The organism is Pseudoponticoccus marisrubri, from assembly GCF_001482405.1.
In the GTDB taxonomy this organism is placed as follows: Bacteria; Pseudomonadota; Alphaproteobacteria; order Rhodobacterales; family Rhodobacteraceae; genus Pseudoponticoccus; species Pseudoponticoccus marisrubri.
In genome coordinates this window covers 16,740-40,508 of the sequence record NZ_LPXO01000008.1, presented here as the reverse complement: position 1 = coordinate 40,508, position 23,769 = coordinate 16,740, and the positions used below count along the sequence as shown (strand labels likewise).

The 23,769-nt window shown below is 67.6% G+C and carries 26 protein-coding genes; 16 read left to right on the top strand and 10 right to left on the bottom strand.

What is annotated here, in order from left to right; genetic code table 11:
- The first annotated feature begins 2 nt into the window (after positions 1–2).
- A complete protein-coding gene (gene lpdA, locus AVJ23_RS13770; protein WP_205626860.1) occupies positions 3–1,796 on the top strand; it encodes a dihydrolipoyl dehydrogenase in 1,794 nt (597 codons plus the stop codon).
- 171 nt (positions 1,797–1,967) lie between these two features.
- Here the strand turns inward: lpdA and AVJ23_RS13765 are convergent, their stop codons facing one another.
- Positions 1,968–2,621, bottom strand: coding sequence for a ChrR family anti-sigma-E factor (locus AVJ23_RS13765; RefSeq protein ID WP_058862786.1), 654 nt, complete (start codon positions 2,619–2,621; stop codon positions 1,968–1,970).
- A 5-nt stretch (positions 2,622–2,626) separates the two neighbouring features.
- On the bottom strand, positions 2,627–3,163 hold the full coding sequence (locus AVJ23_RS13760) for a sigma-70 family RNA polymerase sigma factor (RefSeq protein ID WP_058862785.1): 537 nt from the start codon (positions 3,161–3,163) through the stop codon (positions 2,627–2,629).
- 235 nt (positions 3,164–3,398) lie between these two features.
- Here AVJ23_RS13760 and AVJ23_RS13755 point away from each other — a divergent pair, with 235 nt between their 5' ends.
- The 5 genes from AVJ23_RS13755 (at position 3,399) to AVJ23_RS13735 (ending at position 7,198) form a co-directional block, all read left to right on the top strand.
- The gene (locus tag AVJ23_RS13755; RefSeq protein WP_058862784.1) at positions 3,399–4,694 is read left to right on the top strand and encodes an NAD(P)/FAD-dependent oxidoreductase; all 1,296 of its coding nucleotides are present in this window, start codon (positions 3,399–3,401) and stop codon (positions 4,692–4,694) included.
- Entirely contained in the window at positions 4,691–5,485 is a 795-nt protein-coding gene (locus tag AVJ23_RS13750) for a DUF1365 domain-containing protein (RefSeq protein WP_058862783.1), read from the top strand. The genes AVJ23_RS13755 and AVJ23_RS13750 overlap by 4 nt, the downstream gene beginning before the upstream one ends.
- Positions 5,485–6,051, top strand: a complete 567-nt coding sequence (locus AVJ23_RS13745; RefSeq protein WP_058862782.1) for a DUF3833 family protein — start codon at positions 5,485–5,487, stop codon at positions 6,049–6,051. The genes AVJ23_RS13750 and AVJ23_RS13745 overlap by 1 nt, the downstream gene beginning before the upstream one ends.
- The gene (locus tag AVJ23_RS13740; RefSeq protein ID WP_058862781.1) at positions 6,048–6,779 is read left to right on the top strand and encodes an SDR family NAD(P)-dependent oxidoreductase; all 732 of its coding nucleotides are present in this window, start codon (positions 6,048–6,050) and stop codon (positions 6,777–6,779) included. Before AVJ23_RS13745 ends, AVJ23_RS13740 begins: the two co-directional genes overlap by 4 nt.
- An 89-nt stretch (positions 6,780–6,868) precedes the next feature.
- Positions 6,869–7,198, top strand: coding sequence for a DUF3775 domain-containing protein (locus AVJ23_RS13735; RefSeq protein WP_058862780.1), 330 nt, complete (start codon positions 6,869–6,871; stop codon positions 7,196–7,198).
- Positions 7,199–7,204: 6 nt separating this feature from the next.
- On the opposite strand, the gene AVJ23_RS13730 is transcribed toward AVJ23_RS13735, so the two are convergent.
- Entirely contained in the window at positions 7,205–8,458 is a 1,254-nt protein-coding gene (locus AVJ23_RS13730; protein ID WP_058862779.1) for a DNA polymerase IV, read from the bottom strand.
- A gap of 34 nt (positions 8,459–8,492) precedes the next feature.
- Between AVJ23_RS13730 and AVJ23_RS13725 the strand changes: the two genes are divergently transcribed.
- Entirely contained in the window at positions 8,493–8,921 is a 429-nt protein-coding gene (locus AVJ23_RS13725) for an NUDIX domain-containing protein (RefSeq protein WP_058862778.1), read from the top strand.
- A 99-nt stretch (positions 8,922–9,020) separates the two neighbouring features.
- Positions 9,021–10,241: a lytic murein transglycosylase gene (locus tag AVJ23_RS13720; protein ID WP_058862891.1), complete on the top strand. Its 1,221-nt coding sequence runs from the start codon at positions 9,021–9,023 to the stop codon at positions 10,239–10,241.
- Positions 10,242–10,332: 91 nt separating this feature from the next.
- Here AVJ23_RS13720 and AVJ23_RS13715 read toward each other — a convergent pair whose 3' ends face one another.
- Positions 10,333–11,451, bottom strand: a complete 1,119-nt coding sequence (locus AVJ23_RS13715; RefSeq protein WP_058862777.1) for a beta-ketoacyl-ACP synthase III — start codon at positions 11,449–11,451, stop codon at positions 10,333–10,335.
- A gap of 100 nt (positions 11,452–11,551) precedes the next feature.
- On the opposite strand from AVJ23_RS13715, the gene AVJ23_RS13710 reads away from it, so the two are divergent.
- Complete coding sequence (locus tag AVJ23_RS13710) at positions 11,552–11,794, top strand: hypothetical protein (protein ID WP_058862776.1); 243 nt, start codon at positions 11,552–11,554, stop codon at positions 11,792–11,794.
- 3 nt (positions 11,795–11,797) lie between these two features.
- Here AVJ23_RS13710 and AVJ23_RS13705 read toward each other — a convergent pair whose 3' ends face one another.
- The 4 genes from AVJ23_RS13705 to pcaQ all read right to left on the bottom strand — a co-directional run bounded on the left by AVJ23_RS13705 (position 11,798) and on the right by pcaQ (position 14,713).
- The gene (locus AVJ23_RS13705) at positions 11,798–12,136 is read right to left on the bottom strand and encodes a tRNA-binding protein (RefSeq protein WP_058862775.1); all 339 of its coding nucleotides are present in this window, start codon (positions 12,134–12,136) and stop codon (positions 11,798–11,800) included.
- Positions 12,129–12,944, bottom strand: a complete 816-nt coding sequence (proC, locus tag AVJ23_RS13700) for a pyrroline-5-carboxylate reductase (protein ID WP_058862774.1) — start codon at positions 12,942–12,944, stop codon at positions 12,129–12,131. The genes AVJ23_RS13705 and proC overlap by 8 nt, the downstream gene beginning before the upstream one ends.
- A gap of 144 nt (positions 12,945–13,088) precedes the next feature.
- Positions 13,089–13,589: a type III secretion system chaperone family protein gene (locus AVJ23_RS13695; RefSeq protein WP_058862773.1), complete on the bottom strand. Its 501-nt coding sequence runs from the start codon at positions 13,587–13,589 to the stop codon at positions 13,089–13,091.
- A gap of 188 nt (positions 13,590–13,777) precedes the next feature.
- A complete protein-coding gene (gene pcaQ / locus AVJ23_RS13690) occupies positions 13,778–14,713 on the bottom strand; it encodes a pca operon transcription factor PcaQ (RefSeq protein WP_058862772.1) in 936 nt (311 codons plus the stop codon).
- A gap of 79 nt (positions 14,714–14,792) precedes the next feature.
- Here pcaQ and pobA point away from each other — a divergent pair, with 79 nt between their 5' ends.
- From pobA to AVJ23_RS13665, 5 genes are all read left to right on the top strand, one after another.
- A complete protein-coding gene (gene pobA / locus AVJ23_RS13685) occupies positions 14,793–15,971 on the top strand; it encodes a 4-hydroxybenzoate 3-monooxygenase (protein ID WP_058862771.1) in 1,179 nt (392 codons plus the stop codon).
- Positions 15,972–15,994: 23 nt separating this feature from the next.
- On the top strand, positions 15,995–16,372 hold the full coding sequence (gene pcaC / locus AVJ23_RS13680) for a 4-carboxymuconolactone decarboxylase (RefSeq protein ID WP_058862770.1): 378 nt from the start codon (positions 15,995–15,997) through the stop codon (positions 16,370–16,372).
- 31 nt (positions 16,373–16,403) lie between these two features.
- Positions 16,404–17,132: a protocatechuate 3,4-dioxygenase subunit beta gene (gene pcaH / locus AVJ23_RS13675; RefSeq protein ID WP_058862769.1), complete on the top strand. Its 729-nt coding sequence runs from the start codon at positions 16,404–16,406 to the stop codon at positions 17,130–17,132.
- 3 nt (positions 17,133–17,135) lie between these two features.
- Positions 17,136–17,756, top strand: a complete 621-nt coding sequence (gene pcaG, locus AVJ23_RS13670) for a protocatechuate 3,4-dioxygenase subunit alpha (protein ID WP_058862768.1) — start codon at positions 17,136–17,138, stop codon at positions 17,754–17,756.
- An 86-nt stretch (positions 17,757–17,842) separates the two neighbouring features.
- Positions 17,843–18,673, top strand: coding sequence for a 3-oxoadipate:acetyl-CoA acetyltransferase (locus AVJ23_RS13665; protein ID WP_058862767.1), 831 nt, complete (start codon positions 17,843–17,845; stop codon positions 18,671–18,673).
- A gap of 42 nt (positions 18,674–18,715) precedes the next feature.
- Here the strand turns inward: AVJ23_RS13665 and AVJ23_RS13660 are convergent, their stop codons facing one another.
- Complete coding sequence (locus AVJ23_RS13660) at positions 18,716–19,249, bottom strand: DUF3859 domain-containing protein (protein ID WP_058862766.1); 534 nt, start codon at positions 19,247–19,249, stop codon at positions 18,716–18,718.
- Positions 19,250–19,400: 151 nt separating this feature from the next.
- Entirely contained in the window at positions 19,401–20,999 is a 1,599-nt protein-coding gene (locus AVJ23_RS13655; protein WP_058862765.1) for a phosphoenolpyruvate carboxykinase, read from the bottom strand.
- Between the two features lie 340 nt (positions 21,000–21,339).
- Here AVJ23_RS13655 and AVJ23_RS13650 point away from each other — a divergent pair, with 340 nt between their 5' ends.
- Together AVJ23_RS13650 and AVJ23_RS13645 are read left to right on the top strand one after the other, a co-directional pair.
- Complete coding sequence (locus AVJ23_RS13650; RefSeq protein WP_058862764.1) at positions 21,340–22,041, top strand: response regulator transcription factor; 702 nt, start codon at positions 21,340–21,342, stop codon at positions 22,039–22,041.
- 3 nt (positions 22,042–22,044) lie between these two features.
- Positions 22,045–23,769: a sensor histidine kinase gene (locus AVJ23_RS13645; RefSeq protein ID WP_058862763.1), complete on the top strand. Its 1,725-nt coding sequence runs from the start codon at positions 22,045–22,047 to the stop codon at positions 23,767–23,769.

The following is a 23,769-nucleotide window of genomic DNA, read 5'->3' as shown; positions in this document are numbered from 1 at the left end:
GAATGGATGTCAAAGTACCCGATATCGGCGATTTCACGGATGTTCCGGTGGTCGCCATACTCGTCAGCGTGGGTGACACGGTCAGCGAGGAAGACCCGCTGATCGAGCTGGAATCCGACAAGGCGACGATGGAAGTGCCCTCGCCCGCGTCCGGCAAGATCACCGAGATCAAGGTGTCCGAAGGCGACCGCGTGTCCGAGGGATCGGTCATCATCGTGCTGGAAGGCGCCGATGCCGGTGACGGCGCGGCCAAGGCCAAGGACGCGGTCGGCCAGGGTGGTGAAGTCAAAGGCGGCTATGGTGGCCGCGGATCGCCCCCCGCCGATGACGCGCCCAAGGCGGTCGAGGCCACGGGCTCGGCCACGGGCAAGGGCGACGTGCATGCCGAGGTGGTCGTGCTGGGCTCGGGCCCGGGCGGCTATACCGCGGCCTTCCGCGCCGCGGACCTGGGCAAGAAGACCGTCCTGATCGAGCGCTACCCCTCGCTGGGCGGGGTTTGCCTGAACGTGGGCTGCATCCCGTCCAAGGCGCTCTTGCACGTGGCCAAGGTCATCACCGAGGCCGAGGAGATGGGGTCCCACGGGATCAGCTTCTCCAAGCCCAAGATCGACCTCGACGAGCTGCGCAAGTTCAAGAACGACGTGGTCGGCCAGCTGACCGGCGGTCTGGACGGGCTGTCCAAGGGGCGCAAGGTGCAGGTCGTGCGCGGCTACGGCAAGTTTGCCGGGCCGAACATGATCGAGGTCGAGGGTGACGACGGCAAGACCACCGTCAGCTTCGATCAGTGCATCATCGCCGCCGGCTCGGAGCCGGTGGAGCTGCCCTTCATCCCGCATGAGGACGAGCGGGTGATCGACAGCACCGGCGCGCTCGAGCTCAAGGACATCCCCAAGCGGATGCTGGTGCTGGGCGGCGGGATCATCGGGCTGGAGATGGCCTGCGTCTACGATGCGCTCGGCTCCAAGATCACCGTGGTCGAGCTGATGGACCAGATCATCCCGGGCGCCGACAAGGATCTCGTCAAGCCGCTGATGACCCGCATCAAGGGCCGGTACGAGAACATCTTCCTCAAGACCAAGGTCACCTCGGTCGAGGCGCTGAAGAAGGGGCTCAAGGTCACCTTCGAGGATGACAAGGGCGAAAGCTTCACCGACACGTTCGACAAGGTGCTGGTGGCGGTCGGGCGCAAGCCCAACGGCAAGCTGATCGATGCCGAGAAGGCCGGGGTCGCGGTGGATGAACGCGGCTTCATCGCCGTGGACAACCAGCAGCGCACCGGCGTGCCGCATATCTTCGCCATCGGCGACGTGGTGGGCCAGCCCATGCTGGCGCACAAGGCGGTGCACGAGGGCAAGGTCGCGGCCGAGGTCTGCGCGGGCGAGAAGCGCTTCTTCGACGCCAAGCTGATCCCCTCGGTCGCCTATACCGACCCCGAGGTGGCGTGGTGCGGCCTGACCGAGACCGAGGCCAAGGCGCAGGGCGTCAAGTACGAGAAGGGCGTCTTCCCCTGGGCGGCGTCGGGGCGGTCGCTGTCCAACGGGCGCAGCGAGGGCATGACCAAACTGCTCTTCGACCCCGAGGATGACCGCGTGATCGGCGCCTGCATCGTGGGCACCAATGCCGGCGACCTGATCTCGGAAGCCGCGCTGGCCATCGAGATGGGCGCGGATGCGGTGGACCTGGGCCACACGATCCACCCGCACCCGACCCTGTCGGAGACGGTGAACTTCGCGGCCGAGATGTTCGAGGGCACGATCACCGACCTGATGCCGCCGAAGAAGAAGAAAAAGCACTAGGCCCGGATCCGGGTCAGGCATGGGGCGCGCGGGGCAGGATCGTCCCGCGCGCCTTTTTCATGCGTGCCGGTTTTGTACGTTTCGGACGTTTCGGGCGCCGATCCCGCCAGACATGACAAAGCCGCGCCCGGTCGGGGCGCGGCTTGCATGGGGAAACTATGTGGCCGGTGGTCAGATCCGCAGGAAGGGCTGTGCCAGACGCGGAAGCAGGCCCTTGAACCGCAGCGGCGCGTCGGTGACCGCAAGGCAGATACAGTCCTCGCCGATATCGGCGATGGGCGTGTGCTCGACCTCGCTGTCGGCCACCTCGATATCGCCGCGACCGAAATGGCCATCCTCGTCCCGGAACGCACCCTGCAGCACCAGCGTCAGCTCCATGCCGCCATGGCTGTGATCGGGCACGGCCGTGCCGGCGGGGATGTAGAGCAGTCGCGCCGTCGCCTCGCCCGAGGTGGGCAGGATCGCCTGCCGCACGCCCATCCCGGCGGGACGCCAGTTCACCTTGTCGAGCGACCCGCCCACGTAGTCCCGCAGCGGGGCCGGCAGGACCGGATCGGCCGGGCGCCGCGCCAGCCTGCGATCGGTCGCGGGGGCGGTGCGGATCGACTCCATCACCGAGGCAAAGCAGCTTTCGGAGACCGAGACCGTCTCGGCCTGGTCCAGCACGGCGCCACCGACGCTGTCATAGGCCTCGGCGGCCGCGCGGCATTCGTCGCACATCGAGATATGCGTCGCCACGGCGATGTTCACGGCTTCGGGCAGGCTGCCGGTGGAATAGCCCAGCAGCAGCTCTTCGGTCAGGTGATGTTTGATGTTCGGCGTCATTCTCTTCACTTCCGGTCCATCGCATGGCGCAGGCGGTCCAGCGCCAGGCGTATGCGGGATTTGATCGTTCCGAGCGGCAGCCCGGTCATGTCGGCGATCTCTCGATGGGTGAGGTCGCCGAAATAGGCCTTCTCGATCAATTCCCTCTGTTTGTCGGGGAGCTCCGCAATCGCGGCGCCCAGTTTCTCGCTCTCCTGTTGCAGGCCGATGCTCTCGGCCTGATCGGGCTCTTCTTCGGGGCCCCAATATATGTCTTCCGGTTCCGGGCGCTTCTGGCGCCGCAGGATGTCGATCTTGCGGTTCCGCGCGATCGTGAAGATCCACGTCGCAACCGAGGCGCGGGCAGGATCGAACATGGCCGACTTCTGCCAGACCGTGGTCATCACTTCCTGCACGCATTCCTCGGCCAGTGCGGCATCCGTTCCGGAGCGCATCAGGAAGGCCTTCACCCGCGGTGCGAAATACTGGAACACCTCGGCAAAGGCCTGTTCGTCCTGTTCGTCGCGGATGCGGATCATGCATCCGATCCAAGTCTCGTTCATGTCGCTGTTCTGGGCACTCTGATCATTCGGCCTGTCCTGCAAGACATGGCGCGCCGACAGGGGCGTCGCAATGGACGTAGAGTCGCGGGTCTCGAGGGGCGCTGTGCTTTCGAACATGGAGAGGTTACGCGGGGCAGGGCGGTTTGGATCAGAATTATTTTTGCCCCCGATTGTCATCCGGTTCGCGGCCCGGGCCGTAAACCTTCCGACACTACATCACAGGACACATCTGCCCATGCCCTTCGAAGCCCGCCCCAGCCCCGCCCGCCGCATCGCCGTTATCGGCGGCGGCATCTCAGGCATGGGGGCCGCGCACATGTTGGGGGATGTCCACCATGTCACCCTGTTCGAGGCCGAGCCGCGGCTGGGCGGCCATGCCCGCACCAAGCTGGCCGGGCGCAATGGCGACCGCGCGGTGGATACCGGCTTCATCGTGTTCAACTACGCCAATTACCCGATGCTGACCGAGCTGTTCGACCGGCTGGACGTGCCGGTGGCGCGCTCGGACATGTCCTTCTCGGCCAGCCTGCGTGGCGGCGCGATGGAATACGGGCTGAAGAACCTGCGCGCCGTGGCCGCCCAGCCGACCAACCTGCTGGACCCGCGCTTCATCGGCATGATTCGGGACATCCTGCGCTTCAACGCACGTGCACTGGACGAGGCGAACGATCCCGACCTGCCGCTGGGCACGTTCCTCGACCGCATGGGCATGGGCGCATGGTTCCGCGACTACTACCTGCTGCCGCTCTCGGGCGCGATCTGGTCCACCCCGACCGAGCAGATCCTCGACTTCCCGGCGCAGGCGCTGGTGCGTTTCTTCGAGAACCACGCTTTGCTCAGCCACACCGGCCAGCACCAGTGGTACACGGTGCGCGGCGGCTCGATCGAATATGTCCGCCGGCTGGAGGCCGCGCTGCGCCGGCAGGGTGCGGACCTGCGCATCGGCACGCCCGTGCAGGCGGTGCGCCGCGATGCGACCGGGGTCGAGATCACGTCCCACGGCGACACGTGGGAGCGGTTCGACGAGGTGATCTTTGCCACCCATTCCGACGTGACGCTGCGCCTGCTGGCCGATCCGCGCCCCGAGGAACAGGCCGGGCTGGCGGCGGTGCGCTACCAGCCCAACACCGTCGTGCTGCATGCCGATACCTCGCTGATGCCGAAGCGCCGCGCCTGCTGGGCCTCGTGGAACTATACCGAGGCGCCGCAGAAGACGATGAACCGCATCGACCTGACCTACTGGATGAACTGCCTGCAGCCGATCCCGGAAGAGGATCCGCTTTTCGTGACGCTGAACAGCACGCGGCCCATCGACGAGGCGCTGATCTACGACACGGTCGAGATGCATCACCCGGTCTTCGACCTTGACGCGCTGGCCGCGCAGAAGGCGCTGGCGCTGGGCAACGGGGCGCATCGCACCTGGTTCTGTGGCGCGTGGATGAAGAACGGCTTCCACGAGGACGGGCTGGCCAGCGCCGCCGACGTGGCCGAGGCGATCCGCGCCCGCACGGCAGAGGTGGCGGCGGCATGACAGGGGTCGAGCTGGTCGCGGCGCATACCTTCCACGGCCGCAAGGGCGCGGTCGGGAACGCGTTCCGCTACTCGGTGGATTTCGTGATGCTGGAGCCCGAGGCGACACCGGCGGGCCCGGCGCTGTTCTCGCGCAACCGCGCGAACCTCGCCTGCCTGCGCGACCGCGACCATGGCGGCCCGCCCGGGCAGGGCCGTGGCGCCGCCTGGGCGCGCGAGGTACTGGAGGGCGCGGACGTCGACGCAGCACGATTGGAGCTGCTGGCCCAGCCGCGGCTGCTGGGCCATGTCTTCAACCCGGTCTCGTTCTGGCTGGCATGGGACGGTCAGGGCGCGCTGCGCGCGGTGATCGCCGAGGTGACCAACACGTTCGGTGACCGCCATTCCTATCTCTGCCGGCGCGAGGATGGGGCGCCGATCACGCCCGAGGACCGCATCGTGGCGAGGAAGATTCTGCATGTCTCGCCCTTTCAGCCGCAGGAGGGGGGCTATACCTTCCGCTTCGACATCCGCCCCGACCGGGTCGGCATCTGGATCGACTATGACCGCGCCGAAGGCGGGTTGATCGCCACGCTTGTGGGCCCGCGGCGCCCGTTGACCAATGCCGGGGTGATCCGCTCGGCCTTGCGCCGGCCCTTCGGGGCGCGCCGGGTGCTGGCGCTGATCCACTGGCAGGCTCTGAAACTCTGGTGGAAGGGCGCGCGCTACCGCGACCGTCCCGCGCCACCGGCCCGTGCCGTCACGGCCTCGCAGGGGGGCGAGGACGGCCACATGCTCAAGGAGGTTACGTGATGGAGGCGTTTCTCTACGTGGTGCTGGGCGCCGCGCTGATGCTCGGCCTGGCATGGCTGCGCTCCCGCAAGCTGGGCTTTCTCGCGCAGCGGTCCCCCGACTATTCCGATGCTGGCGGGCCGCGCTTCGACCTGCGCCACCACCTGAACGGCGACATCGTCTGCGAGGGGGTGATCTACGGACCCACCGGGCGCGTCGCCTCGCGTTTCGTCGGCAATTTCCGGGGTGAGTGGCAGGGCAATTCCGGCCGGCTGGCCGAGCATTTCACCTATGACAGCGGCGCCGAGCAGACCCGCGAGTGGCAGCTGAGCCTGGGCAATGACGGCCGCATCCGCGCGCTGGCGGCGGATGTCGAGGGCGAGGGCAACGGCGACCAGTCCGGCCCGACCGTCTGCCTGCGCTACAAGCTGCGCCTGCCCGAGGATGCCGGCGGCCATGTTCTGGACACCACCGACTGGATGTATCTAGCCCCGAACGGCACGATCGTGAACCGAAGCCAGTTTCGGAAGTTTGGTTTCAAGGTAGCCGAACTGGTGGCGGTGATGCGCCGGAAGGAGATTGTGTGAAAGACTGGAACGGAAAACGGTACTGGATCGTCGGAGCAAGCGAAGGGCTGGGCGAGGCACTGGCCCGCCAGCTGAGCAAGGCGGGTGTCTCGCTCGTGCTGTCGGCGCGATCCGAGGACAAGCTGCGGGACCTCGCCGAGGATCTGCCCGGCCGCGCCGAGGCGCTGCCGGTCGACGTGACCGACCCGCAGAACCTTGACGAGGCCATGGCCAAGATCGGCGAGATCGACGGCGTGGTGCAACTGGCCGGTGTCTACTGGCCCTTCGGTGCCAAGGACTGGAACGCCGAGCAGGCCACGACCATGGCCACGGTCAACTTTGTCGGCGCGATGAACCTGATGGGGGCCGTGGTGCCCCGCTTCGTCGAGCGGGACCGCGGGCATATCGTGCTGACCGGCTCGCTCTCGGGCTTCCGCGGCCTGCCCGGTGCGGCGCCTTACGTGTCCTCCAAGGCGGGCGTGATGACGCTGGCGGAATCGCTGCATGCCGATCTGCGCAAGACGGGCGTGCAGGTGCAGCTGGTCAACCCGGGCTTCGTCAAGACCCGGCTGACCGACAAGAACGATTTCAAGATGCCTTTCATCATGGAGCCCGAGGAAGGCGCGCGCCACATCTACGAACACATGAGCGGCGATGCCTTCAAGCGGTCCTTCCCGCGGGGCTTCAGCCTTGTCTTCCGTGGCTCGCAATTCCTGCCGGACTGGCTCTACTACCCGATCTTTGCGTAAGATCAAGGCGTCCCCGGGCCGTTTGCGGGACAACTCGGCAGGCGGCCCGGCGACATGCTGTGCCGGTCCGACAGAAAGGGAGACGCGCCATGGAACAGATCAGTGTCCGCAAGGTCGCCGCCGTCATCGTGATGGCGCGCGAACTCGCCCGTGCCGAGGGCGAATTGCGGGGCTTCATCGACCGGATGAACGAAGAGGAACAGGCCGCGCTGGTGGCCTTGATGTGGATCGGCCGCGGCGCCTTCGAGCCCGAGGAATGGGACGAGGCTTATGCAACCGCGGTGGCCGAGGCCTCGACCCCCACGGCCGATTACCTGATCGGGACGCCGCACCTGTCCGACAACCTCGAGAACGGGCTCGAGGCGCTGGGCTATGACAGCTCCGAAGAGGAAGACGCGCTGCTGACCCGCGGCGCCTGAGCGCCGTCAGCGCAAGGCGCGGCCCTTCAGGATCGCGTTCTCGCCAAAGCGCGCGCGGATCGCATCCGTCGCGCGCTCGGCCCGGGCGCGCGCCTCGGCCCCGGGGTCCAGCAGGTCGCCGGCGCGGTCGGCCTGCTCGGCCGGCACCAGTTCGGATATACCCACCCCGATCAGCCGGAAGGGCCCGGGCGCGCCCAGCTGGTCGAACAGCGCCCGCGCGCTGCGATAGATCCGGTCGGCGATCTGCGTGGCATCGGGCAGCGTGGCGCGGCGCGTCACGATGCGGAAATCCGCGCGCCGCAGTTTCAACGTGACGATCCGGCCCGCCTTGCCTTTGGCCTTGGCGCGGTCCGCGACCTTCTCGGCCAGCCGCCAGAGGTGTCCGTCAAGGATGTCGGCATCGCCGGTATCCTCGTGAAACGTGGTCTCGTTCGAGATCGACTTGACCGGCGCGTTGCGCGTCACCCGCCGGTGATCCTCGCCCCGGGCCAGGTGCCAGAGCCGGTCGCCCATGCTGCCGAACCGGTGGGCGAGGTCGCGCCTCTCCCAGCGGCGCAGGTCGTCAAAGGTACGGATGCCGGCACGCTCCAGCGCCTCCTGTCCGGCGGCGCCCACGCCCCAGATCAGCCGCACCGGTTTCGGCCGCAGGAACGCCTCGGTCTCGCCCTTGCCGATCACGGCAAAGCCGCGCGGCTTGTCGAGATCCGAGGCGATCTTGGCCAGGAACTTGTTGTGCGACAGCCCGATGGAGCCGGTCACGCCCAGCTCGTCCTGCATGCGCCGGGTCAGCCGCGCCAGCATCACCGCCGGCGGCGCTCCGTGCAGCCGCGCCGTGCCGGTCAGGTCGATGAAGGCCTCGTCCAGCGAGAGCGGCTCGATCGCGGGGGTCAGCTCCTCCATCATGGCGCGAATGGCGCGGCTGACCTGCACGTAGACCTCCATGCGCGGCTTGACGACCACCGCGTCGGGGCAGAGCTGCAGCGCCTTGAACATCGGCATGGCCGAGCGCACGCCGCGGATGCGCGCCACGTAACAGGCGGTCGACACCACGCCGCGCCGCCCGCCGCCGATGATGACGGGCTTGTCGGCCAGCTCGGGAGTGTCGCGCTTCTCGACGCTTGCATAGAAGGCGTCGCAATCCATATGCGCTATGGACAGGTCAAAAAGTTCGGCATGGCGCACAATCCGCGGGCGACCGCAGCCCGGACAACGGCTGCCGTCTTCGAAGACCGTCATGCAATCGCGACACAGGGCTGGCATGACGTCATCATACCGGCATGCGCAGGGGGACACCATGAGCGATCCGCACGACCACGTGAAAGGCGCCAAGGTGATGCTGTTCCTCGGCGGGGCGCTGGTGGTGCTGCGCCGCGACCGCATCCCCGGCATTGTCTGGCCCGGCTATCTCGACTTCCCCGGCGGCGGGCGCGAGCCGGGCGAGAGCCCCGAGGCCTGCGCCCTGCGCGAGACCGAGGAAGAGCTGGGCATCCGGCTGCAGGCGGATGACCTGCGCCTGGCCCATATCCGCGACACCGATGCCGGCGCGCATCATTTCTTTGCCGCGCACCTGCCCGCCGCGCGCCTCTCCGAGATCCGCATGGGCGACGAGGGCTCGGGCTGGCAAGTCATGGCCCCGGGCGATTACGTGGCGCGCGACGACGCGATCCCGCATTTCCGCGACATCCTGCGCAGCTACCTAGCCCTGTCCGCCTCCGGTGGCTGACGCGGGTGCAGCGGCCATGCTAGGCTGCCCGCAAATCCCGAGCAGGCAAGGGGCAGAGAGATGAAAGAGTTCCGGGGCGGCGCCGCATGGCGCCTGTGCATGGTGGTGCTACTGGCGGGGGTGTTGGGCGGCCCGGCCGCCGCGCAGGACCGCGCCGCGATCGAGGCGCAGTTCCGAAGCTGGCTCTCCGACACGGTCTGGCCGCAGGCCCGGCGCAAGGGCGTCTCGCGCGAGACCTTCCGCTCCGCCTTCGAGGGCGTCACGCTCGACTGGGACCTGCCCGATCTCGTGCCGCCGGGCACGCGGGCGCGGACCCCCAAACGCCAGCGCCAGGCCGAGTTCGGCCAGCCCGCACGGTATTTCAAACCCGGCAACGTGGTCGCCGCCACCCGCACCGGGCGCGAGATGGCCCGCACCCATGCCGCCACGCTGGCCGCGGTGGAGCGCGCCACCGGCGTGCCGGGCCGCATCGTGCTGGGCATCTGGGGCCGCGAATCGGGCTATGGCCGCGTGCCGATCCGCCACGACGTGTTCCGCGTGCTGGGCACCAAGGGGTTCATGTCCACCCGCGCCGCCTATTTCACCGATGAGCTCGTCGCCGCGCTGCAGATCGCGCAGGCCGGCCACGCCCCCGGCAAGGCGATGACTTCCAGCTGGGCCGGTGCGCTCGGCCAGCCGCAATTCATGCCCAGCAGCTTTCTCGACCATGCCGCCGATGGCGATGGCGACGGGCGCGCCGATATCTGGCGCTCCGAGGCCGATACGATCGCCTCCATCGCCAATTACCTCGACCGCCATGGCTGGCAGGCCGGGCGCGACTGGGGCTTCGAGGTGTCCGTGCCCGACAGCGTCTCCTGCACGCTCGAGGGCCCCGACCAAGGCCGCCCGATCCGCGACTGGGCCGCCATGGGCATCACCCGTGTCTCGGGCCGCCCCTTCCCCGAGCACGAGGCGCGCGGGCAGGGCTTCCTGCTGATGCCCGCCGGCCGCCACGGGCCCGCCTTCATCGTCACGCCCAATTTCTACGTGCTGAAGGACTACAACATGTCCGATCTCTACGCCCTCTTCGTGGGCCATGTGGGAGACCGCATCCAGTACGGCATGGGCGATTTCAGCGTGCCCTGGGGCGATGTGGGCGGGCTCTACCGCTCCGACGTGGCCGCCATGCAGCGCGCGCTGGAAGGCATGGGCCATGACGTGGGCGGCGCCGACGGGCTGCCCGGCTTCAAGACGCGCCGCTCCATCGGCCGCTGGCAGGAAGCGACCGGCCAGCGCGCCACCTGCTTCCCGCGCGCCGCCATGAAAGCGACCCTGCGATAGCAGCCCGCCCCTTTCATCTTTCCACAAATACTCGCGGGGGGTCCGGGGGCGCAGCCCCCGGCGGGTCGGCGCGGCGTCAGCCGCGTCGAGATCAGGCCCGCGTGACCAGAACCGAGCCCACCGAGTAGCCCGCCCCGAAGGAACAGATCACCCCCCGGTCGCCGGGGACAAGGTCGTCGGAATGCTGCGAGAAGGCGATGATCGACCCGGCCGAGGAGGTATTGGCGTAATCCTGCAGGATGTTGGGCTGCTCATGCGCGTCGGGCACCCGGCCCAGCACCTTGCGGCCGATGAAATCGTTCATCGACTTGTTGGCCTGGTGCAGCCAGAGCCGGCGCAGCGCGTCCGCCTCCCAGCCTTCCGCCTCCAGGTGGCCCAGGATATGCGACGAGACCAGCGGCAGCACCTCCTTGAACACCTTGCGGCCGTTCTGCATGAACTGCATGTCGCGCCGGTCCTCCATCTGGTCCCGTGTGCGCCGCAGGAAGCCGTCATTGTTGCGGATATTGTTCGAGAATTGCGTCGCGCAGCGTGTCGAGACGATGTCGAACCGCGCCCCCCGCGCCTCCGCGGCCGGCTCGACCACCACGGCGGTGCAGACATCGCCGAAGATGAAATGGCAGTCGCGGTCGCGCCATTCCAGATGCGCCGAGCAGATCTCGGGATTGACCACCAGCGCGCGGCGGGCCGAGCCGGCGCGGATCATGTCCGCCGCCGCCTGGATGCCGAAAGTGGCCGAGGAACAGGCCACGTTCATGTCGAAGGCAAAGCCGCCCGCGTCCAGCAGTTGCTGGATCTCGATCGCCACGGCCGGGTAGGCGCGCTCGTGGTTCGAGGCGGCGCAGATCACCAGGTCGATCTCCTCGCCGCGCCGCTCGGCGCGCTCCAGCGCCGTGCGGCAGGCCGCCAGCGCCATCTCGGCCATGGCGCCGGGCTCGTCATCGGCCCGCGCGCGCAGTTTCGGATACATTCGGTCGGGATCCAGCACGCCGTCCTTGTCCAGCACGAAACGCCGCTCGATCCCCGAGGCGGAATGGATGAACCCGGCGCTCGAGGGCGCCATCGCCGCCACCGTGCCGGCGGCGATCTCCCCGGCATGGGACGCGTTCCAGCGCTCGGCATAGGCGTTGAACGCGGTCACGAGCTCGTCATTCGTGATGGACTGGGCCGGGGTGAACACCCCGTGGCCGCTGATGCAGGGCTGGGTCATGCGCGTCTCCTTCTGCGCTCAGCGATACAAGAGACGCCCTTGGCGTCAAGCTTGGAACCCCGGCGCCCAGGTTTGCGTTCCCCCACGAAAGGAGGAACTCATGGACCGCCTATCGCTCTTTCTCACCCTGATGACCGGCAGCGTCATCACCGGGGCCCTGACGATCATCTTCTTCGCCAGCGGCTGGTACGCCTGGCAGGCCATCGCCTGGGCCGCCGGCATCGGCTTTCTGGCCGCCTGGCCCGTGGCACGGCTGATCTCGCGCCGCATCAAGAAACAGGACCCGTCCTTCCCCGACCGCGATCCGGGCTGGGTGCCCGATCCCAAGGCGCCCGAAGTGTGACACTCAATGCATCCGCGCCCCGTCCGGCACCGCCCGGTCGGGGCCGATCAGCACGATGGACCCGTCAGGGTCGCTCAGCCCCAGCACCAGCACCTCGGACCGCATCGGCCCGATCTGGCGCGGCGGGAAATTCACCACCGCCATGACCTGCCGCCCGACCAGCGCCTCGGGCGCGTAATGCGCCGTGATCTGGGCCGAGCTCTTCTTCTCGCCCAGCTCTTCCCCGAAATCGATCCAGAGCTTGATGGCCGGTTTGCGCGCCTCGGGAAAGGGCTCGGCCCGCGTGACCGTGCCCACCCGGATATCCACCTTCAGGAAGTCCTCGAAGCCGATCTCAGCCATCGGCCAGCTCCCGCGACCGCGCTGCCGCCGCCGCCACCGTGGCGCGCATCAAGGGCGGCAGGCCGCGCTCCGCGTTCATCAGCACGTCCAGCCCGGCCTGCGTCGTGCCATTGGGCGAGGTCACGTTGCGGCGCAGCTGCGCCGGCTCCGTTCCGGTCTCCTGCGCCAGTGCCCCGGCCCCGGCCACGGTCGCGCGGGCCAGCCGCAGAGCCAGCACGGGGTCCAGCCCCTCGACCGCGCCCGCCGCGGCCAGGCACTCGATCATGTGGAAGACATAGGCCGGGCCCGAGCCGCTGACCCCCGTCACCGCGTCCATCTGGCCCTCCTCCTCCAGCCGCACGACCTCGCCCACGGCCGACAGCAGCGCCTCGGCCATCTGCAGCTGCACCTCGCGCGTGCTGTCATTGCCGATGATCGCGGTGATGCCGCGCCCGATGGCGGCGGGCGTGTTGGGCATGGCGCGGATCACCGGCGTGTCGCTGCCCAGCTGCGTCTCGAAGGCCGAGATCGGGATGCCCGCGGCCACCGACAGGAACAGCGTCCGCCCCCCGCCCAAGGGCGCCAGCACCGGCAGGGCCTGCGCCATGACCTGCGGCTTGACCGCGACCAGCACCACCGCCGGATCCTGCGGCAGGTCGGCATTCAGGTGCACGCCCTGTGCGGCCAGCCAGTCCGAGGGGTCGGGATCCTTCACCCAGACCGAGGCCGCGGGCAGGCCGCGCGCCAGCCAGCCCTCCAGCATGGCCGATCCCATCTTGCCGCATCCCAGCAGCACCAGCCCGCGACGGGCGATCTCGCTATCCTGCATCGCACTCTCCCTTTCCGTGACAGGGCTACGCAAAGCAAAGGGGCGCCGCAATCCCGACGCCCCTGTCTTCTTCTCTTTTCAAATACTCACATCCCCTGCTGCCCAACCGCGCGCCGGGCGGGCCCGTGGCGCGCCCCGCATCACTCAGGCGCGGCCATAGGCCTCGGCGATGGCGATCTGCAGCGCTTCGCGCGCGGTCTTGTCGGTCCAGACCATCAACTGGAAGGCCGGGTAGTAGCGTTCCGAGGACAGCACCGCGGCGCTGATCATCGTGTCGATCTGCGCCGCCGAGGCGATATTGCCCCCGGCCAGCGCCAGCCCGTATTTGTAGACCATCAGCTGGTGCTCGCCCCAGTAGCTGAAGGCACCGGCCCAGCATTGGTCGTTCACCGCGTTCAGCCCCTCGTAGAGCACCGGCAACTTGTCGTCGGGCGGCTCCATCTCGAAGGTGCAGATCATGCGCAGCGTCTCGTCCATTCCCGACCAGGCCAAGGTGATGGAATAGGTGCGCCACTGGCCCTGCACCGCCATGGCGATCTGGTCGTCGCCCACGCGGTCGAAATCCCAGTCATTGTGCTCGGCGATATGCTCGACGATGTCGATGGGGTGCAGTTCTTCGCTCAGGAATTGCTCGGACAGGGCCATGCCGCCACCTCGTTTGTTATAGCCGTCTGGATGGGAGACCGTGTCGCCCCCAGCGCTAGCTGCCTGCTCTAGGGTCTGCGGGGCTTTGCCCGCGCCCTTACAAGATATGGTGCCTGACGGGTGAGTCGGGTGTAAAGCAAATAATTGGTGACAACTCGACAAACCTGTGGATCACTGCCACGTTTCGGTCAGGAATCGCCTATCCGGGCCGCCACGTCGCGCAGGGCGCGCGCGAACAGGTCGCGGCTGCGCGAGGCAAGGCTGTCGGGGCGCGTCATCAGCCCCACCGGCCCCGCCGTCAGGCCCATCTCCAGCGGCAGCACGGTCAACCGGCCATCGGCCACGTCGCGCGCGACCACCCCTTCCGAGATGAACCACAGAGCATCGCACTCGCGCAGAAAGCTGCGCCCGAACGCGCCCGAGACCGAGTCCACCACCCGCACCAGCCCGGTCACCCCCTCGGCGAGGCACCAGCGGTCGACCAGCGGACGGATCGCCGCGCGTTCGGGCGGGTAGATCACCGGCCAGCCCGACAGGTCGGCCGGGTTCAGCCCCGCGGCGCTGACAAGGGGATGGCCGGGACGGGCCACGCAGACCACCCGTTCAAGGTAGAGCTGCGTGAAGGACAACCCCTGCATCGCCTCGGGCCCGGCCATCCGGCCGATCACCATGTCCAGCGCCCCGGCGCGCAGCTCGTCGGTCAGCGCGCCATGGGCCCCGTCACGCAGAACCACCCGCGTCGTGGGTGACAGCTCGGCAAAGCGGGCCACGGCGGGCGGCATCAGCCGCGCGGCGACGCTGGGCAAGGTGCCCACGCGTAACAGCTCGGCCCCGCCGCGGCGCAGGCTGGCCACCCCCTCGACCCCGCGGCGCAGCGCGGCAAGGCTCTGACCGGCGAATTCGAGAAAGACCTCGCCCTCCGGGGTCAGCCGCACACCGCCGCGGTCGCGCGACATCAGCGTGACGCCGAGGATCTCCTCGAGCTCTTTCAGGGTCTTGGACAGGGCCGGCGGGCTGAGATGCAGCGAGGCGCAGGCCGCCTTGAGGCTGCCATGCCGCGCGATGGCCGCGAAGCCCTCCAGGTGCCGGGTCTTGATCCGGGCGAGCTGCCGATTGCTTTCCATTCTGGTCAACCAAATCGCACGAGATGTCAATTTACGCGTCTGTTTGGTTCACTATAACGTGGCCAAAGGGAGAGACAGCATGAAAACACAGGTTTGCATCATCGGCGGCGGCCCGTCAGGCCTTCTGCTGGGCCAGCTGTGCCACAAGGCTGGCATCGACGCGGTCGTGCTGGAGCGGCGCACGCGCGACCACGTGCTGGGCCGGATCCGTGCCGGTGTGCTGGAGCAGGGTTTCCTGCGGCTGCTCGACGAGGCCGGTGTCGAGACGCGGATGGACCGGCTGGGCTACCCGCATGACGGCACGCTGATCAGCTTCGAGAATTTCGAGACGCGCATCGATTTCCGCCAGCATACCGGCAGCTCGGTCATGGTCTATGGCCAGACCGAGGTGACGCGCGATCTCTACGAGGCGCGCGAGAAGGTCGGCGCCCCCACGCTGCACGAGGTCGCGGATGTCGAGATCGTCAATGCCGGGCTGGACGAGGCGGGCGGCTGCACCGTCAGCGTCACCCATGAGGGCCAGCGCAAGGAAATCCGCTGTGACTACGTGGCGGGCTGCGACGGCTTTCACGGCCCGTCGCGGCAGGCGATCCCGGCCGACAAGCGCCACGAGTTCGAAAAGCTCTACCCGTTCGGCTGGCTGGGCATCCTGTCCGAGACGCCGCCCGTGCATCACGAGCTGATCTACGCCAATTCCACGCGCGGCTTCGCGCTGTGTTCGATGCGCAACGAGACGCTCAGCCGCTACTACGTGCAGGCCCCGATGGCCGACGATCCGCAGGACTGGTCGGACGCGGCCTTCTGGGCCGAGCTCAAGCGCCGCATCCCAGAACGCTTTGCCGAGACGCTGGTCACCGGCCCCTCGATCGAGAAGAGCATGGCGCCGCTGCGCTCCTTCGTCTGCGAGCCGATGCAGTATGGCCGGCTGTTCCTGGTGGGCGACGCGGCACATATCGTGCCGCCGACCGGGGCCAAGGGGCTGAACACCGCCGCCTCGGACGTGCATTACCTCTATGAGGCGCTCAAGGCCTGCTATCTCGACCGCGATCCCGCGGCGATGGCAACCTATTCGGAAACCGCGCTGCGGCGGGTGTGGAAGACCCAGCGTTTCAGCTGGTGGATGACCAAGCTGCTGCACCGGTTCCCCGATACCGACGATTACGAGCTGCGCATCCAGCGCGCCGAGATCGAACACCTGGCCAGCATCGACTCTGCGCAGGCCATGCTGGCGACCAATTACGTGGGCCTGCCCTACTGAGCGGACCGGCCGGAGGAGATCGGATGACAGACAAGTACGAGACCGGCATGCAGGTGCGGCGCCACGTGCTGGGCGATGCCCATGTGGACCGCGCCGAGGCCGCGCGCAGCCCCTTCGACGACGCCTTCCAGAGGCTGATCACCGAGGGGGCCTGGGGCACGGTCTGGGCCTCGGACGGGATCACCGACCGCGAACGCTCGATGATCACGCTGGCGCTGCTGGCCGCGCTGGGCAATTTCGACGAGATCCCCATGCATATTCGCGCCACGGCGCGCACCGGGGCCTCGAAGACCGACGTGCTGGAGGCGTTCCAGCATGTGGCGATCTATGCCGGCGTGCCGCGCGCCAACCACGCGCTGAAGCTGGCCAAGGCCACCTATGCCGAGATGGACGAGACGTGACCCCTTGCGGGGCAAGACGAGGGAGACAGCCATGCCCAAGGACGGCGAATTCTACCAGCGCGACCGGGGGCGGCACCCGCCGGCCCTGACGCCCGATTACAAGACATCCGTCGCGCGTTCGCCGCGCTACCCGCTGATCAGCCTGCAGAGCTCGGTCTCGGAGATCACCGGCCCGGTCTTCGGGCATGGTGATGTGGATCCGCTGGATCGCGACATGATCTACAACTACGCCCGGCCGGGCGAGAGCGCCATCGGCGAGCGGATCATCCTGCACGGCCGGGTGCTGGACGAGAATGCCCGCCCGGTGCCCCACACGCTGGTCGAGGCGTGGCAGGCCAATGCGGGCGGGCGCTATCGCCACAAGAAGGACACCTACCTTGCGCCGATCGACCCGAATTTCGGCGGTTGCGGCCGCACGCTGACCGATGAGCACGGGTACTACTTTTTCCGCACGGTGAAGCCCGGCGCCTACCCGTGGCGCAACACGGTGAACAACTGGCGCCCGGCGCATATCCACCTGTCGATCTTCGGCACCGGCTTTGCGCAGCGGCTGATCACGCAATGCTATTTCGAGGGGGATCCGCTGATCGCCAGATGCCCGATCGTGCAGACGATCCCCGACCCGGACGCGATCGACAGCCTTGTCGCCGTGCTGGACATGAACGCGACGATCCCGCTCGACACCATCGCCTACAGGTTCGACATCGTGCTGCGCGGCCGCCGCTCGACCCTGTTCGAGAACCGCCTGGAGGGGAACTGAGCCATGGCGCAGAAACTCGACTATCTCAGGGAAACCCCGTCGCAGACGGCGGGGCCTTACGTGCATATCGGCCTGGCCCCCGGCGCGGCGGGGTTCAGCATCTACGCGCAGGAGCTCGGCCACGACATTGCCGGTCCGAACGCGCGGGGCGAGCGGATCCGCATCGAGGGCGTGGTGATCGACGGCACCGGCAGCCCGGTCAAGGACGTGCTGATCGAGGCCTGGCAGGCCAATGCAGACGGGTACTACGCCCATCCCGAGGGCGGCGGCCCGGTCGAGGAAGGGTTCCGCGGCTGGGGCCGGGTGATCTGCGATTTCGAGACCGGCGAATGGGGCTTCGACACGGTCAAGCCGGGGCCCACCCCAGGGCGCAATATCGGCCCGCAGGCGCCGCATATCAGCCTGTGGATCGTGTCGCGCGGCATCAATATCGGGCTGAACACGCGGCTCTATTTCGAGGACGAGAGCGCGGCCAACGCGGCCGACCCGGTGCTCAACCTCATCGAATGGGAGCGTCGGCGCGCCACGCTGCTGGCGCGGCGCAGCGAACGCGACGGCCAAGGGGTCTATCGCTTCGACATCCGCCTGCAGGGCGATGACGAGACGGTGTTCTTCGACGTGTAATGTGCGTGCCGGGGGCGGGCGGCCGCGGGGACTTGCGCCCGCCGCCCCGTCGCGCCAGTTTCGCGCGCAAGAAAAGGAGAACGGGAATGACGAAACCCTGCATCATCTGCGTGGCCATCACCGGGTCGGTCCCGCGAAAGGCCGACAACCCGGCCGTGCCGATCAGCATCGAGGAACAGGTGGAAAGCACCCAGGCCGCCTTCGAGGCCGGCGCGTCCATCGCGCATTGCCACGTGCGCAACGATGACGAGACGCCGACCTCGGATCCCGAGCGCTTCGCGCGGCTGAAGGAAGGGTTGGAAAAGCACTGCCCGGGCATGATCATCCAGCTCTCCACCGGCGGGCGATCGGGCGCGGGGCAGGCGCGCGGCGGGATGCTGTCGCTGGCGCCCGACATGGCCTCGCTCTCGGTCGGGTCGAACAACTTTCCCACCCGCGTCTACGAGAACCCGCCCGACCTCGTCGACTGGCTGGCCAGCGAGATGCGCACCTACCAGGTCAAGCCCGAGATCGAGGCCTTCGATCTCAGCCATATCTTCAAGGCGGCCGAGATGAACCGCGACGGGCGCATTCCCGGCCAGCTCTACGTGCAGTTCGTGATGGGCGTGAAGAACGCCATGCCCTGTGACCGCGACGTGTTCGACTATTACATCAAGACGGTGCAGCGGCTGGCGCCGGACGCGGAATGGTGCGCCGCCGGCATCGGGCGCCACCAGGTCGAGGTCAACGAGTGGTGCATCGCCGAGGGCGGGCACACGCGCACGGGGCTCGAGGACAATGTCCGGCTGGATCGCGACACGCTGGCGCCCTCGAATGCCGCGCTGGTCGCGCGGGCGGTGACGCTCTGCGAGAAATATGACCGCCCCGTCGCCACACCCGAACAGGCGCGCCAGATCCTGGGCCTGCGCGCCGCGTGAGCCTTCGGGTCGCGCCGGGGCATGGGCCCCGGTGCGTCCCGTTCAGGACATGATCAGCGCGGTAAAGCACGTGTCCTGCACCACCGGCACGCTGTCGCGCGGGCCCACCACGAAGTCCTGCCGCAGCAGCGTCCGGTCATCCCGGCGCAGCTGGAAGCTCCACGGGCCCTGCACCAGCTCGTAATCGTATTCGAAGGTGAACAGGTTCAGCGCGATGTCGCCGGGCGTCATCTCGGCATCCCAGCGTTCTTCGGTGATGTTGCGCGGACCCATGGGCGGGTGGGTGACCACCACCTCGACATCGCCCGGGTCGACCCCGTCTTCCAGCGTGGCGCGGATGCCGAAGCTCAGCCCGATCTGCGCGGGCACCGCGGCGGTGGTCAGGTCCAGCGCCTGGTCCTGGTCCACGATGTTCAGCCGGCCGGATTCGGTGCCCGGCGCCTCGCGATGGCCGTCCAGTTCGATCTCGCAGATCACGCCGTGATCCAGCAGGATCATCGGCGGCTCGGCAAAGGATGCGCCTTCGGCCTGGGCGGTGCCGGCAAGGCAGAGGGCGGCAAGGCTGCAACGGATCATCGACAGGTCTCCTGCAATCTGGGACGGCCCCAGCCCTAGCACAGCCGACGCGCCGGTTTGAGCCCGGTTTCCCCTACCCCGGGGCCCCGACAGCAAGACCCCGCCGCCCCGACAAGGGGGCGACGGGGCGATGCCGTCACGCGAGGAAGGCTCAGCCGATGGCGGCGGCCTTCACGTCCTCGTCGATATAGGGGACGTATTGCGCGAAATTGTCGGCGAACATCTGCACCAGCTTGTCGGCCTGCGCGTCATAGGCTGCCTTGTCGTCCCATGTCTTGCGCGGGTCCAGCAGCATGTCGGGCACGCCCTCGACCCGGACCGGAACCTCGAAGCCGAAATTCGGATCCTTGCGGAACTCGGCATCGGCCAGCGCACCGTCGAGTGCTGCATGCAGCAGCGCCCGGGTCGCCTTGATCGGCATGCGCGAGCCGGTGCCGTAGGCGCCGCCGGTCCAGCCGGTATTGACCAGCCAGCAGGTCGCGCCGTGCTTGGCGATCTTGTCGCGCAGCAGGTTGCCGTAGACCTCGGGGCGGCGCGGCATGAAGGGGGCGCCGAAACAGGTCGAGAAGGTGGGCTCGGGCTCGGTCACGCCGCGCTCGGTCCCGGCGACCTTGGCGGTGAAGCCCGACAGGAAGTGGTACATGGCCTGCGCCGGCGTCAGCCGCGCGATCGGGGGCAGCACGCCGAAGGCGTCGCAGGTCAGCATGATGATGTTCTTGGGATGCCCGCCCAGCGCCGTGCGCGACGCGTTCGAGATATAATGCAGCGGGTAGGCGCAGCGCATGTTGGCGGTCAGGCTGTCATCCTCGAAATCCAGATCGAAGGTCTCGGGGTCGTAGACCATGTTCTCGATCACCGTGCCGAACTTCTCGGTCGTGGCATAGATCTCGGGCTCGGCCTCGGGGGACAGCTTGATGGTCTTGGCATAGCAGCCGCCCTCGAAGTTGAAGGTGCCGCGATCCGACCAGCCATGTTCGTCATCGCCGATCAGCACGCGCTCGGGATCGGCCGAGAGCGTGGTCTTGCCGGTGCCCGACAGGCCGAAGAAGACGGCCGTGTCCACCGGGTTGCCCGGCGCGTGATTGGCCGAGCAATGCATCGCCATGATGCCCTTGCCGGGCAGGATGTAGTTCAGCAGGGTGAAGACCGATTTCTTGTTCTCGCCCGCGTATTCCGTGTTGCCGATCAGGATCAGCTTCTTGTCGAAATTCAGCGCGATCACCGTCTCGGTCCGGCAGCCGTGGCGCGCCGGGTCGGCCTTGAAGGTCGGGCAGTTGATGATCGTGTAATCGGCGGTGAAGCTGTCCAGGTCCTCGCGATCGGGACGGCGCAGCATGTGGCGGATGAACAGGTTGTGCCAGGCCAGTTCCGAGATCACGCGCACGTCGATCGCGTTGGCCGGGTCGGCGCCGCCGACAAGGTCCTGCACGTAGTAGTCGCCGCCCTTCATGTGCTCCAGCATGTCGGCATGCAGCCGGTCGAAGGCGTCGGGCTCCATCGGCTGGTTGTTCTCCCACCAGATCGACTCCTCGACCGAGGGGGTGCGCACCACGAACTTGTCCTTGGGCGACCGGCCCGTATAGGTGCCGGTGGTCACGAGGAAGGATCCACCCTTGCCCAGCGTGCCCTCGCCCCGTTTCAGGGCGGCCTCGATCAGGGCCGGCTCCATGAGGTTGTAATAGACATTGCCCAGCCCTTCGATCCCCTGATCTTCAAGCCGGAATTGCGGGTTCACCCGTCCGAATGCCATCTGCCGTGCTCCTGTCGCTCGCGCCTGGTCGTGTAAGTATCGTGCGGCGAACGCGCCGCCGATGAAAGTTTGTTTAACACGCGGCTTTCCGGAGTGAACAGGACGCATCGGCACAGTTAGCGCTACAAAGTTCCGGTTAGCGATACCAAGGCAGAGCCCCGCCGATGCGAAATGTAAATCATTCGACCGGACTGCGGCTTTTTAGCCATTCCTTTGCCAAATTCGCCTGTGATGAGCCCCGGATGGTGGCCTGATTCGCAGTTTGGCATTGTTGTAAAGGGTAAAATCTTCCATACTGTGGAAAAAAACAGGCAACCAGAGCAGAACAAGGAATCCACCCATGTCGAAAATCGCCCTTGTGGACGATGACAGGAATATCCTGACATCCGTGTCGATGACCCTTGAGGCAGAGGGGTTCGAGGTCGAGACGTATAATGACGGGCAATCCGCCCTCGACGCCTTCAACAAGAAGATGCCGGACATGGCCGTGTTCGACATCAAGATGCCCCGCATGGACGGCATGGACCTGCTGCAGCGCGTGCGCCAGAAATCCAAGATGCCGGTGATCTTCCTGACCTCCAAGGATGACGAGATCGACGAGGTGCTGGGCCTGCGCATGGGCGCCGACGATTACGTCAAGAAGCCCTTCAGCCAGCGCCTGCTGGTCGAACGCATCCGCGCGCTGCTGCGCCGGCAGGAGGCGGTGGCCGGTGACATCGTGGGCGATACCGAAGAGACCAAGCTGATGACCCGCGGCAGCCTGACGATGGACCCGCTGCGCCATGCCGTCAGCTGGAAGGGCCGCGATGTGTCCCTGACCGTGACGGAATTCCTGCTGCTGCAGGCGCTGGCGCAGCGCCCCGGCTTCGTCAAGTCGCGCGACCAGCTGATGGACGTGGCCTATGACGACCAGGTCTATGTCGACGACCGCACCATCGACAGCCACATCAAGCGGCTGCGCAAGAAGATGCGCGGCGTCGATCCCGAGTTCTCGGCGATCGAGACGCTGTATGGCATCGGGTACCGCTACAACGAAGAGTGATCGATGGCCTTGGCCGAACGGATTGGCACGCAGCAGGGCGGCGACGGTGATCGCCGTGACGCGGACGTGGTCCTGGGCGACGACTGGGTCGCCCCGGACAGCACCGTGGAGAAGGAGCTGCGCGACAGCCGCGCCCGGCGTGGTCTGTTCTCGCTGAACCGTTCGCCGCTGACCCGCAAGATCATCACCTTCAACCTGATCGCGCTCAACGTGCTCGTGGCGGGCATTCTCTGGTTGAACTCGTCGCGCGACACGCTGGCCATCCAGCGCGTCAACGCCATGCAGGCCGAGGTCGAGCTGATCGCCGACGTGTTCGAGGCGCAGCTGCCGCAGGGCGCGCCGGTCAGCCTCGGGACCTCGGACGGGCTGGACCTGCCCGGCACATTGGCCGGGCTCGAGCTGCGCAGCGGCAGCCAGCTGCTGATCTACGACAATGGCGGCTTTCTCGTGGGCGAGGCCGCGGGCCGCGTGCCCCCCGCCATCCCGGTGGAGCCGCAGGACGGCCAGCCCACGCTGATCTCGGATTTCCTGAACACGGTCTGGCGCGGGGTCGCGGGGCTGTTCACCTATTTCGACGACACGCCCGAGCTGCTGCTCGAGGATCGCCTGCGCCGCATGATCGAGGCGGGCGACCCGGCCGTGACCCGCGTCGAGGCGGGCACCGGCCCCGCGGGCGAGACGCTGTTTCACGCGCTCTCGCCGATCCGTCAGGGCGAGCTGATCCTCGGCACCGTGGCGCTGGTCTCGACCGCGACCGAGATCGACGCCGCCGTCGCCGCCGAGCGTGAGCGCGTGCTGCAGATGTTCGTCATCGCCACGCTGGTCTCGATAGGGCTCAGCCTCGTGCTGGCCTCGACCATTTCCAACCCGATCTCGGACCTGGCCGACGCGGCCGAGATCGGGCGCGACCGCAACCGTCGCACCCGCACGCCGGGCCGGATCCGCATCCCCGACCTGACCGCGCGCCCCGACGAGATCGGCCGATTGTCCGGCGCGCTGCGCGGCATGGTGGGCGCGCTCTATGACCGGATCGATTCCAACGAACAGTTCGCCGCCGATGTCGCGCACGAGATCAAGAACCCGCTGGCCAGCCTGCGCTCGGCCGTGGGCAGCCTGCGCATGGTCAAGAAGGACGAGCACCGGCAGAAGCTCTTGGACGTGATCGACCATGACGTGCGCCGGCTGGACCGGCTGGTCAGCGACATCTCGAACGCCTCGCGGCTGGATTCCGAGCTGGTCAAGGAAGAGGAGCAGGAATTCGATCTGCTCGAGATGATCGGGAACCTTGGCGAGTTTCTGGGCCAGGACGCGCGGCAGAAGGGGATCGAGTTCATCACCGACCTGCCCAAGCGCCCGATCACCATTCACGGGCTGGAGCCGCGGCTGGCGCAGGTCTTCGTCAACCTGATCTCGAACGCGATCTCGTTCTGCGAGGATGGCGACGCGATCCGGGTCTGGGCGCGCCGGCGCGAGAACCGCGTGCTGGTCGTGGTCGAGGATACCGGCCCCGGCATCCCCGAAGAGGCGCTGACCAAGATCTTCAAGCGCTTCTACACCTCGCGCCCGCAATCGGATTTCGGCAACAATTCCGGGCTGGGGCTGGCCATCTCCAAGCAGATCGTCGAGGCGCATGGCGGCGTGATCTGGGCCGAGAACATCCGCCCGACCGAGGCCGATGTCACCTCCGAGCCGCTGGGCGCCCGCTTCGTCGTCGGCCTGCCGATCTGA

Bases quoted from the DNA above. Each gene is read 5' to 3' on its own strand.
- lpdA (WP_205626860.1), top strand. From the start codon at position 3: ATGGATGTCAAAGTACCCGATATCGGCGATTTCACGGATGTTCCGGTG.
- AVJ23_RS13765 (WP_058862786.1), bottom strand. From the start codon at position 2,621: ATGACGCCGAACATCAAACATCACCTGACCGAAGAGCTGCTGCTGGGC.
- AVJ23_RS13760 (WP_058862785.1), bottom strand. From the start codon at position 3,163: ATGAACGAGACTTGGATCGGATGCATGATCCGCATCCGCGACGAACAG.
- AVJ23_RS13755 (WP_058862784.1), top strand. From the start codon at position 3,399: ATGCCCTTCGAAGCCCGCCCCAGCCCCGCCCGCCGCATCGCCGTTATC.
- AVJ23_RS13750 (WP_058862783.1), top strand. From the start codon at position 4,691: ATGACAGGGGTCGAGCTGGTCGCGGCGCATACCTTCCACGGCCGCAAG.
- AVJ23_RS13745 (WP_058862782.1), top strand. From the start codon at position 5,485: ATGGAGGCGTTTCTCTACGTGGTGCTGGGCGCCGCGCTGATGCTCGGC.
- AVJ23_RS13735 (WP_058862780.1), top strand. From the start codon at position 6,869: ATGGAACAGATCAGTGTCCGCAAGGTCGCCGCCGTCATCGTGATGGCG.
- AVJ23_RS13730 (WP_058862779.1), bottom strand. From the start codon at position 8,458: ATGCCAGCCCTGTGTCGCGATTGCATGACGGTCTTCGAAGACGGCAGC.
- AVJ23_RS13725 (WP_058862778.1), top strand. From the start codon at position 8,493: ATGAGCGATCCGCACGACCACGTGAAAGGCGCCAAGGTGATGCTGTTC.
- AVJ23_RS13720 (WP_058862891.1), top strand. From the start codon at position 9,021: ATGGTGGTGCTACTGGCGGGGGTGTTGGGCGGCCCGGCCGCCGCGCAG.
- AVJ23_RS13715 (WP_058862777.1), bottom strand. From the start codon at position 11,451: ATGACCCAGCCCTGCATCAGCGGCCACGGGGTGTTCACCCCGGCCCAG.
- AVJ23_RS13710 (WP_058862776.1), top strand. From the start codon at position 11,552: ATGGACCGCCTATCGCTCTTTCTCACCCTGATGACCGGCAGCGTCATC.
- AVJ23_RS13705 (WP_058862775.1), bottom strand. From the start codon at position 12,136: ATGGCTGAGATCGGCTTCGAGGACTTCCTGAAGGTGGATATCCGGGTG.
- proC (WP_058862774.1), bottom strand. From the start codon at position 12,944: ATGCAGGATAGCGAGATCGCCCGTCGCGGGCTGGTGCTGCTGGGATGC.
- AVJ23_RS13695 (WP_058862773.1), bottom strand. From the start codon at position 13,589: ATGGCCCTGTCCGAGCAATTCCTGAGCGAAGAACTGCACCCCATCGAC.
- pcaQ (WP_058862772.1), bottom strand. From the start codon at position 14,713: ATGGAAAGCAATCGGCAGCTCGCCCGGATCAAGACCCGGCACCTGGAG.
- pobA (WP_058862771.1), top strand. From the start codon at position 14,793: ATGAAAACACAGGTTTGCATCATCGGCGGCGGCCCGTCAGGCCTTCTG.
- pcaC (WP_058862770.1), top strand. From the start codon at position 15,995: ATGACAGACAAGTACGAGACCGGCATGCAGGTGCGGCGCCACGTGCTG.
- pcaH (WP_058862769.1), top strand. From the start codon at position 16,404: ATGCCCAAGGACGGCGAATTCTACCAGCGCGACCGGGGGCGGCACCCG.
- pcaG (WP_058862768.1), top strand. From the start codon at position 17,136: ATGGCGCAGAAACTCGACTATCTCAGGGAAACCCCGTCGCAGACGGCG.
- AVJ23_RS13665 (WP_058862767.1), top strand. From the start codon at position 17,843: ATGACGAAACCCTGCATCATCTGCGTGGCCATCACCGGGTCGGTCCCG.
- AVJ23_RS13660 (WP_058862766.1), bottom strand. From the start codon at position 19,249: ATGATCCGTTGCAGCCTTGCCGCCCTCTGCCTTGCCGGCACCGCCCAG.
- AVJ23_RS13655 (WP_058862765.1), bottom strand. From the start codon at position 20,999: ATGGCATTCGGACGGGTGAACCCGCAATTCCGGCTTGAAGATCAGGGG.
- AVJ23_RS13650 (WP_058862764.1), top strand. From the start codon at position 21,340: ATGTCGAAAATCGCCCTTGTGGACGATGACAGGAATATCCTGACATCC.
- AVJ23_RS13645 (WP_058862763.1), top strand. From the start codon at position 22,045: ATGGCCTTGGCCGAACGGATTGGCACGCAGCAGGGCGGCGACGGTGAT.